The organism is Lentzea sp. NPDC059081 (genome assembly GCF_042738015.1).
Classification (GTDB): domain Bacteria; phylum Actinomycetota; class Actinomycetes; order Mycobacteriales; family Pseudonocardiaceae; genus Lentzea.
Genome location: NZ_JBHYGW010000059.1, coordinates 1 through 8,984 on the forward strand (window position 1 = coordinate 1; position 8,984 = coordinate 8,984).

The 8,984-nt window shown below is 67.7% G+C and carries 8 protein-coding genes; 7 read left to right on the top strand and 1 reads right to left on the bottom strand.

Annotated elements, in window-relative coordinates; all coding sequences use genetic code 11:
- Positions 1-164: 164 nt before the first annotated feature.
- Positions 165-704: an MOSC domain-containing protein gene (locus ACFWV3_RS45575; RefSeq protein WP_382420625.1), complete on the bottom strand. Its 540-nt coding sequence runs from the start codon at positions 702-704 to the stop codon at positions 165-167.
- 273 nt (positions 705-977) lie between these two features.
- Between ACFWV3_RS45575 and ACFWV3_RS45580 the strand changes: the two genes are divergently transcribed.
- From ACFWV3_RS45580 to ACFWV3_RS45610, 7 genes are all read left to right on the top strand, one after another.
- The gene (locus tag ACFWV3_RS45580) at positions 978-1,973 is read left to right on the top strand and encodes a LacI family DNA-binding transcriptional regulator (protein WP_382420627.1); all 996 of its coding nucleotides are present in this window, start codon (positions 978-980) and stop codon (positions 1,971-1,973) included.
- A 104-nt stretch (positions 1,974-2,077) separates the two neighbouring features.
- Positions 2,078-3,721 (top strand): ABC transporter substrate-binding protein, encoded by a 1,644-nt coding sequence (locus tag ACFWV3_RS45585; protein WP_382420629.1) that lies wholly within the window; start codon positions 2,078-2,080, stop codon positions 3,719-3,721.
- Entirely contained in the window at positions 3,722-4,627 is a 906-nt protein-coding gene (locus tag ACFWV3_RS45590) for an ABC transporter ATP-binding protein (RefSeq protein ID WP_382420631.1), read from the top strand.
- On the top strand, positions 4,624-5,604 hold the full coding sequence (locus tag ACFWV3_RS45595) for an ABC transporter permease (protein WP_382420633.1): 981 nt from the start codon (positions 4,624-4,626) through the stop codon (positions 5,602-5,604). Before ACFWV3_RS45590 ends, ACFWV3_RS45595 begins: the two co-directional genes overlap by 4 nt.
- Positions 5,605-5,611: 7 nt before the next feature.
- Positions 5,612-6,430, top strand: coding sequence for an ABC transporter permease (locus tag ACFWV3_RS45600; protein WP_382420635.1), 819 nt, complete (start codon positions 5,612-5,614; stop codon positions 6,428-6,430).
- Complete coding sequence (locus ACFWV3_RS45605) at positions 6,427-7,383, top strand: ABC transporter ATP-binding protein (RefSeq protein ID WP_382420637.1); 957 nt, start codon at positions 6,427-6,429, stop codon at positions 7,381-7,383. The genes ACFWV3_RS45600 and ACFWV3_RS45605 overlap by 4 nt, the downstream gene beginning before the upstream one ends.
- Positions 7,376-8,692 carry a GH1 family beta-glucosidase gene (locus tag ACFWV3_RS45610; RefSeq protein ID WP_382420639.1) on the top strand — a complete coding sequence of 439 codons (1,317 nt, stop codon included), beginning with the start codon at positions 7,376-7,378 and terminating at the stop codon, positions 8,690-8,692. Before ACFWV3_RS45605 ends, ACFWV3_RS45610 begins: the two co-directional genes overlap by 8 nt.
- Positions 8,693-8,984: the final 292 nt, after the last annotated feature.

The window sequence follows — 8,984 nt, forward strand, 5'->3', positions numbered from 1 at the left end:
CTGCCTGGTTGCAGCGAGAGCTGGGCACGGCTCGTGACGGGACCCACCCCACCGGAACCTGCTGTTTCAAGCAAAAGCGCTCGGCTTCGCCGTCGCCTTGGCTCGCCTTCGGCCTCGCGATTGACTCGGCTTCGCCTTCGGTGAGATCCGCAGGACGGCGGCGGCTAGACCGGTAGCAACGCCTGGTGCGGGTGTGCCGGCAGCTCCACCCGCACCTCGTCGCCCGGCCGCACCACTCCGCCGGCGAGCACGACCGACATGATCCCGGCGAGCCGCACCAGCTCCCCGCCGGGGCCGCGGAACAGGACCTCCTTCAGCATCCCCTTCGAGAACGCGTCGATCTGCGCGCACGGGTTGCGCAGCCCGGTCACCTCCACGACGGCCTCGGGACCCAGGCGCAGGACCGTTCCCGTGGGCAGGCCGAGCAGGTCGATGCCGCGCGTCGTGACGTTCTCGCCGATCGAGCCCGGCTCGACCTCGTAGCCCTTGTCGCGCAGCTCGTCGAGGAGCTCGGCGTGCACCAGGTGCACCTGCCGCAGGTTCGGCGCCGTCGGGTCCTTCGCGACGCGCGACCGGTGCTTCACCGTGACGCCCTGGTGGACGTCGCCCTCGACGCCCAGACCGGCGAGCAGCGTGATGCTCTCGCGGGCCGGTTTGGTGAACGTGTACTCCTCGTTGCGGCTGACCGCCGTGACAACCCCCATGGCACCGATTCTGCACGAACTGAGACGTGGTGTTCACTGCTCCGAAAAGCCCAATGCTGTTGCATTGGGCGAATCGATCAAGGCAAGGTCGGATGTCTCAATTCAACTCGTCCGATCGGGTCCCACCTGCGGCGATGAGCGCAATCGTGGAAACGCTCTCACGAAGTTCCGGCAAGAGTCTTGACGAATACCGACGAGAACCTGTTGACTCCGTCACACCTCAGCGGAACCGGTACCGAAACCGGTTTCAGAGGCGGCGGAAGGAAGTTCGGCATGCGTGTCACGATCGCGGAGGTCGCCCAACGCGCCCAGGTGTCCAAAGCGACCGTGTCACGTGTGCTGAACGGTAAGCCGGACGTCGACGCGAGTACGGCGCAACGGGTCCGCAAGGTCATCGACGAGATCGGGTACGTGCCGAGCGCCCGTGCCGTCGGTCTCGCCAGGGGACGCACGCGGACGGTCGCGATGCTCGCGCCGTCGCTCACGTGGCCGTGGATGGGCGAGGTCCTGCAGGGCATCGTCGACGAGCTCGAGGCCGACGGGTACGGGCTGCTGCTCTACACCCTGAACCGCGGTCCCGACTCGCTCAACCAGTTCGCGAACCACGTGTCCGCCAACGCCTTCGACGGGTTGCTGGTGGTCGAGCCACCGGACGCCCTGCACTACATCTCCACGCTCTACCGGGCGGGACTGCCGGTCGTCATGATCGACGACCGCGGCTCCCACCCGGAGTTCCCCTCGGTGACGACGACGAACCGGCAGGGAGGCGCTGATGTCGCGAGGCATCTCGTCGCGGCTGGTCGCCGCAGGTTCGCCGTCGTCACCGGGCCACCGACGTTCGGGTGCACGCAGGCACGGCTGGACGGGTTCCGTCTCGCCTTGGCGGAAGCGGGCCTGACGCTGCACCCGGACCTGATCGTGGACGGCGACTTCACCCAGGAAGGCGGGGAGGTCGCCGTGGACAAGCTGATCGCCAGCGGTATCCCGTTCGACGCCGTGTTCGCGCAGAACGACATCTCCGCCGTCGGTGTGCTGCGTGCGCTGCGAGAAGCCGGCCGGAACGTCCCCGGTGACGTGTCCGTGGTCGGCTTCGACGACGTCCCGGTCGCGGGACAGACCGAACCCCGGCTGACGACGATCCGCCAGCCGGCGCAGGAGATGGGCGCCGCCGCCGCGCGGATGCTGCTCTCCACGCTCGAGGGACAGCCGATGCCCGACCACCCGCTGGTGCTGCCCACCTCGTTGATCGTGCGCGAATCCGCGCCCTGACCCACCCACAACTCAACACGTCCTGGCCAGGCCGCGCGCGGTCTGGCTAGTTCGCCGTCGCATGAGAGAGCGCTCTCATGCACCTCGTATCGGGAGACTCCCCCATGCGCAGAACAGTCATCGTCGCGTTAGCACTGGCGCTCGCGGCGACCGGTTGCTCCTCTGGTGGCGCCACCAAGGCTTCCGGGGTGCTGACCGTGGGCATGCCCAACGGGCCGCTGACCGAGAACCACAACCCGTTCCTGCCCACGTCGGCGGCGGGTTCGCTCGGCTACCGCTACCAGATCTACGAACCGCTGGCCTTCGTGAACAACACCCGTCCCGCCCAGGACCCGGTGCCGTGGCTCGCGACGAAGTGGGACTGGGCGGACAACTACAAGAAGGTCACCTTCACGCTCCGGGAGAACGTGAAGTGGTCCGACGGCAAGCCGCTCACGGCCGCGGACGTCGCCTTCTCGTACGAGATCCTGAAGAAGTGGCCCGCGCTCAACAACCGCGACTCGCTCAAGGTCGAGACCGCGACGGCGACGCCGGACGGCAAGGTCGAGGTCACGTTCGCCTCGCCGCAGTTCGTGAACCGCAACAAGGTCATCAGCGCGATGGTGATCCCGCAGCACATCTGGAGCACCGTCGCCGACCCGACGACCTACACGAACCCGAACCCGGTCGGCACGGGCCCGTACCAGCTCAAGTCGTTCACCTCGCAGACGGTGACGATCGCCCGGCGCACCGAGTACTGGCAGGAGCTGCCCAAGGTCCCGGAGATCCAGTACACCTCGTACAACGACAACACGGCGCAGACCACCGCGCTGGCGTCGGGAGCGAGCCAGTGGTCGTACGTCTTCATCCCGGACTACCAGAAGCTGTACGTGGACAAGGACCCGGCCAACCACAAGATCTGGTTCCCGGCGGGCCTCGGCATCCACGGCCTGTGGCTGAACACGACCGTCGCGCCGTTCGACAACGCCGCCCTGCGCGCGGCGATGAGCGACGTGATCGACCGCGAGGCGATCTTCGTCCGCGGTGAGGCGCGCCTGTTCCCGAAGCTCGAGTCGAAGACCGGCATGCCGTTGCCCGCCGGTGACTCGTTCCTCGCGCCGGAGTACAAGGACGCCAAGTTCAAGATCGACGTGGACGCGGCGAAGCAGAAGCTGACCGCCGCCGGCTTCAAGTTCGAGGGCGACGTGCTCAAGGCGCCCGACGGCAAGCCCGTCACGCTGGAGCTCACCAACCCGTCCGGCTGGTCGGACTACCTGACGGTGCTCGACATCATCAAGAGCGACCTGAAGAAGATCGGCATCGAGGCGACCGTCCGCACGCAGACGGCGGACGCGTGGACGACCGACTTCGCGAACGGCGCGTTCCAGGGCTCGCTGCGCTGGACCAACACCGGCGCGACGCCGTACGAGATGTACCAGAACATCATGGACGCGGCGGAGATCAAGCCGATCGGGCAGACGGCGGCGGTGAACTTCGGCCGCTACAACAACCCGGAGGCCACCGCGGCGCTGTCGGAGTACGCGAACGCCACCGACGACGCGGCGCGGGCCAAGAGCCTCGCGGTGCTGCAGAAGATCATGGTGGAGCAGGTGCCGATGATCCCGACGTCCGCGGGTCCGATCGGCGCGGAGTACAGCACGAAGAGCTGGGTCGGCTGGCCGACCGAGGAGGACCCGTACGGTCCGCCGCAGGCCACCCTGCCCAACGCCCTGCAGATCGTCATGAAGCTGAAGCCCGCGGGGTCCTAGATGAATGAAGTCGCGCTTGAAGCGAAGGGTCTGGTCAAGACCTACAAGCGCGTGCGTGCGGTGCAGGACGTCTCCATCGTCCTGCGCCGCGGGCGCGTGACCGCCCTCGTCGGCGAATCGGGGTCCGGCAAGTCGACGGTGGCGAAGCTGCTGGCGCGACTGGTCGAGCCCACCTCGGGCGAGATCCTGCTCGACGGTGAACGGGTGCGGCGGGTCAGGGAGTACCGGCGCAAGGTCCAGATGGTGTTCCAGGACCCGTTCGCCTCGCTCAACCCGATCCACACCATCCGCTACCACCTCAGCAGGCCGTTGAAGATCCACAAGCGGCCCGAGACGGTGGAGCAGCTGCTGGAGCGGGTGAACCTGCCCGCCGACTTCGCCTCGCGGTACCCGCACGAGCTGTCGGGCGGTCAGCGGCAGCGCGTCGCGATCGCACGGGCGCTCGCGGCCCACCCCGAGGTGCTGCTCGCCGACGAGCCGGTGTCCATGCTGGACGTCTCGATCCGGCTCGGCGTGCTGAACCTGTTGCTGGACCTCAAGGAACGGCTCAAGCTCGCGGTCCTCTACATCACCCACGACATCGCGTCGGCGCGCTACTTCGCCGACGAGACGTTCGTGATGTACGGCGGGCAGATCGTCGAGGGCGGTGACAGCGAGACCGTGACGCAGAAGCCCGCCCACCCGTACACGCAGCTGCTGATCGAGTCGGCGCCCGACCCCGAGCGGTCGGTCGTCGCGCTGGACGCGCCGGTGGAGGAGACCGGCCAGGTCTCGACCGGCTGCCGGTTCGCGCCGCGGTGCCCGAAGGTGCAGGCCCGCTGCTGGACCGAGGCGCCCCCGCGCACCGAGGTCGACCCCTCGGGGCACTGGGCGGCGTGCTGGCTGTACGTGGAGGCGGCGGCATGACGTTCCTCTTGCGCCGTGCCGCCTTCTACCTCGTCACGCTGTGGGCGGCGATCACGGTGAACTTCCTGCTGCCGCGCCTGCTGCCGGGCGACCCGGTGCAGGCGATGATCACCAAGCTCGGCGGCCGGCTGAACAGCGACGCGATGGCGTCGTTGTACGTGCTGTTCGGGCTCGACGAGAAGAAGTCGATCTGGGCGCAGTACGTCGACTACTGGGGCGCCCTGCTGCAGGGCGACCTCGGGCTGTCGTTCACGTTCTTCCCGACCCCGGTCGCGGACGTGCTGTCGCAGTCGCTGCCGTGGACGCTCGGGCTGGTCGGCGTCACCACGATCATCGCGTTCCTGCTGGGCACATTGCTCGGCGTCTACGCGGGCTGGAAGCGCGGGTCGTGGATGGACAATCTCATCCCGATGACGACGTTCCTGTCGTCGATCCCGTACTTCTGGCTCGGGCTGATCGCGATCTCGGTGTTCTCCGTGACGTGGCCGCTGTTCCCGGCGTCCGGCGGCTACGCGCCGGGGCTGGTGCCGGAGTTCTCCGGCGAGTTCATCGGCAGCGTCCTGGAGCACGCGGTGCTGCCCGGCGTCACGATCGTCGTGAGCTCGGTGGCCGGCTGGATCCTCGGCATGCGCAACATGATGGTGACCGTCACGGCGGAGGACTACGTGCTCGTCGCGAAGGCCAAGGGCCTCACCCAGCGGCGGATCATGTTCGCCTACGCCGCGCGCAACGCCGTGCTGCCGTCGATCTCCGGTTTCGCGCTGTCGCTCGGCTTCATCGTCGGCGGCGCGCTGCTGGTCGAGATGGTGTTCTCCTACCCGGGCCTCGGCTACGTGCTGTTCCAGGGCATCGGCGCGAAGGACTACCCGTTGATGCAGGGCGTGTTCCTGGTGATCACACTGGCCGTGCTGGTGGCGAACCTGCTCGCGGACATCGGCTACCTGCTGCTGGACCCGCGCACGCGGCGGGAGGGCTGATTCCGCGATGAACTTCAAGACGAAACTGGGCCTGGGGATCCTGGCCTTCTTCACGCTGATCGCCGTGATCGGCGAGTGGATCGCGCCCTACGACCCGTCCGCGATGGGCGACGACCTGCTGTCGCCGCCCTCGGGCGCGCACTGGTTCGGCACGACCATGACCGGGCAGGACATCTTCTCCCAGGTGCTCGTGGGCACCAGGGGAGTCATGGTCGTCGGGCTGGTCTGCGGTGTGCTGGCGACGTTCCTGTCGATCCTGGTCGGGGTGACCGCCGGGTTCCTCGGCGGTGCGGCCGACGAGGCGTTGTCCATGCTGTCCAACGTCTTCCTGGTGATCCCGGCGCTGCCGCTGATCATCATCGTGGCGTCGATGCTGCCGTCGGCGGACACCGTGCTGATCGCGGCGGTGATCTCGCTGACGGCGTGGGCGTGGGGCGCGCGGGTGCTGCGCGCCCAGACGATGTCGTTGCGGCGCCGCGACTTCGTGGAGGCGGCCCGCGCGTCCGGCGAGTCGACCTGGCGCATCATCGTGTTCGAGGTGCTGCCCAACCTGATGGCGGTGATCGCGTCCGGCTTCGTCGGCACGGTGATCTTCGCGGTCATGCTGCAGATCACGCTGTCGTTCGTCGGCGTCATCTCGCTGTCGACCTGGAACTGGGGCACGATCCTGTTCTGGGCGCAGAGCAACCAGGCGCTCGGCCTGGGCGCGTGGTGGTGGTTCGTCCCCGCCGGCCTGTGCATCGCCCTGCTGGGCACCGCGCTGGCACTGATCAACTTCGGGATCGACGAGTACGCGAATCCCCGCCTGCGGAAGGTGCGCGCATGAGCCCGGTGCTGGAGATCCGCGACCTCTCGGTGGACTACGGAACGCTGCGGGCCGTGCACGACGTCTCGCTGACGCTGAACGCCGGCGAGGTGCTCGGCCTCGCGGGGGAGAGCGGCAGCGGCAAGTCGACGCTGGCCTACGCCGCCACCCGCCTGCTGCAGCCGCCTGGCCGGGTGCCGTCCGGGTCGGTGCTGTTCAAGGGGCAGGACCTGCTGTCGCTGGACGAGAAGAAGCTGCAGGTGCTGCGGTGGAGCGAGATCGCGATCGTGTTCCAGGGCGCGATGAACGCCCTGAACCCGGTGATCTCGGTCGGCACGCAGATCGACGACGTCCTGCGGACCCACCGGCCGGCCATGTCCCGCGTCGAACGGGTGGCGCGTGCCCGTGAGCTGCTGGCGCTGGTCGGCATTCCGGTCGACCGGCTGTCCTCGTACCCGCACCAGCTCTCCGGCGGCATGCGGCAGCGCGTGATGATCGCGATGGCGCTCGCCCTGGAACCCGAGATCGTGATCATGGACGAGCCGACCACCGCGCTGGACGTGGTGGTGCAGCGGCAGATCCTCGGTCAGATGATGCGGCTGCGGGAGACCCTCGGGTTCTCGGTCATCTTCATCACGCACGACATCTCGCTGCTGGTGGAGTTCTCCGACCGGATCGCGATCATGTACGGCGGCCGGGTGGTGGAGGAGGCGCCCGCCTCGTCGATCTACCAGGACGCCAAGCACCCCTACAGCCAGGGGTTGCTGTCGTCGTTCCCCGCTCTGCGCGGGCCTCGGCGTGAGCTGCGGGGCATTCCCGGCTCGCCGCCGGACCTGCGGTCGATGCCGTCCGGGTGCCCGTTCCACCCGCGGTGCCCCTCCGCCATGGACGTCTGCGGGGAGCGGATGCCGTCGCTGGAGCTCGTCGAGGAACAGCGCCGGGTCGCCTGCTGGTTGGAGGACGCACGTGTCTGAGGTGACCGCAGGGCTGCCGGACGACTTCTTCTGGGGCGTGGCCACTTCGGCCTACCAGATCGAAGGGGCCTGGGACGTGGACGGGCGCGGACTGTCCATCTGGGACACGTTCTCCCGCAGGCCCGGTGCCGTGGCCAACGGGGAGAACGGGGACGTGGCCTGCGACCACTACAACCGGATGCCCGCCGACGTCGAGCTGATCGCCTCGCTGGGGGTGTCCACGTACCGGTTCTCCGTGTCCTGGCCGCGGGTTCAGCCCGGTGGCCGTGGGCCGGTCAACTCCCGTGGCCTCGACTTCTACTCGCGGCTGGTGGACGCGTTGCTGGAGAAGGGGGTTGATCCGTGGTTGACGCTGTACCACTGGGATCTGCCTCAGGAGCTCGAGGATGCCGGTGGGTGGCCGTTGCGGGACACCGCTTATCGGTTCCAGGAGTACGCCGGGCTGGTGCACGACGCTCTCGGGGACCGGGTGCGTACCTGGACGACGTTGAACGAGCCGTGGTGTTCGACGATGCTCGGGTACGAGAGCGGGCGGCACGCGCCCGGGCGGACGAACTTCTCCGAGGCCATGCGGGCGGTGCACCACCTGTTGCTGGGGCACGGGCTTGCTGCCCGGGAGCTTCGGTCCCGTGGGGTTTCGTCGTTGGGCATCACGTTGAACATGGGGTCGCATTCGGCTGCTTCCGATGACCCTGCGGATGTGGATGCTGCTCGTGTGGCGGATGGGCTCGGTACGCGGATCTACATGGATCCGTTGGTGTTCGGGCGTTATCCGGCGGATGTGGTGGCCGATCTGGCTGCTCGTGGGGTCTCGTTGCCGGTGGTGGACGGGGATCTTGCTGTCATTTCCACGCCGTTGGATGTTGTCGGGGTGAACTACTACACGTCCCATGTTCATTCTGGTGGTGGGGTGGTTTCGCAGGGGTTGCCCGTCACCGCCATGGGGTGGGAGATCGTTCCTGAGGGGTTCACCTCGTTGTTGCTGCGGTTGCAGAGGGATTACGGGGTTCCTCTGGTGATCACTGAGAACGGGGCTGCGTTCGACGATCTCGTGGTTGAGGACGGGCGGGTGGTTGATCTTGATCGGGTCTCGTACCTGTCTTCGCACATCTCGGCTGTGGCTGCTGCTGTTCGGGGTGGGGCGGATGTTCGGGGGTATCTCGCCTGGTCGTTGATGGACAACTTCGAGTGGGGGTACGGGTATGGGAAGCGGTTCGGGCTTGTGGCCGTGGACTACTCGAGTCAGGAGCGTGTGTTGAAGCAGAGTGCGGTGTGGTATCGGGATTTGATCAGTCGCGGGCGTTCGTAGGGGTCCTTCCGTTGTGTTCCGCCTGGGGTCCCCTGTTGCGGGGCGTTCCCCTGGTGCGGGCGGGGTGTTTGCGTTGCGTGCTTTCCCTCAGGGGCTCTGCCCCCGAACCCCCGCCAATCTGATCTGGGGGTACCACGCCACCGGCGGGTTGATGGCACGCCTGTTTGTGTTGGGCGGCTGCCTGGTGCGTTGGTGGTGCGGTTCGGGTGGGGCCCCCGTCACGAGCCGAGCCAAGAGCGAGCCACGACAACGGAGGGGTGTCAAGTCGACGAAAAGCGTGTCGACTTGACAC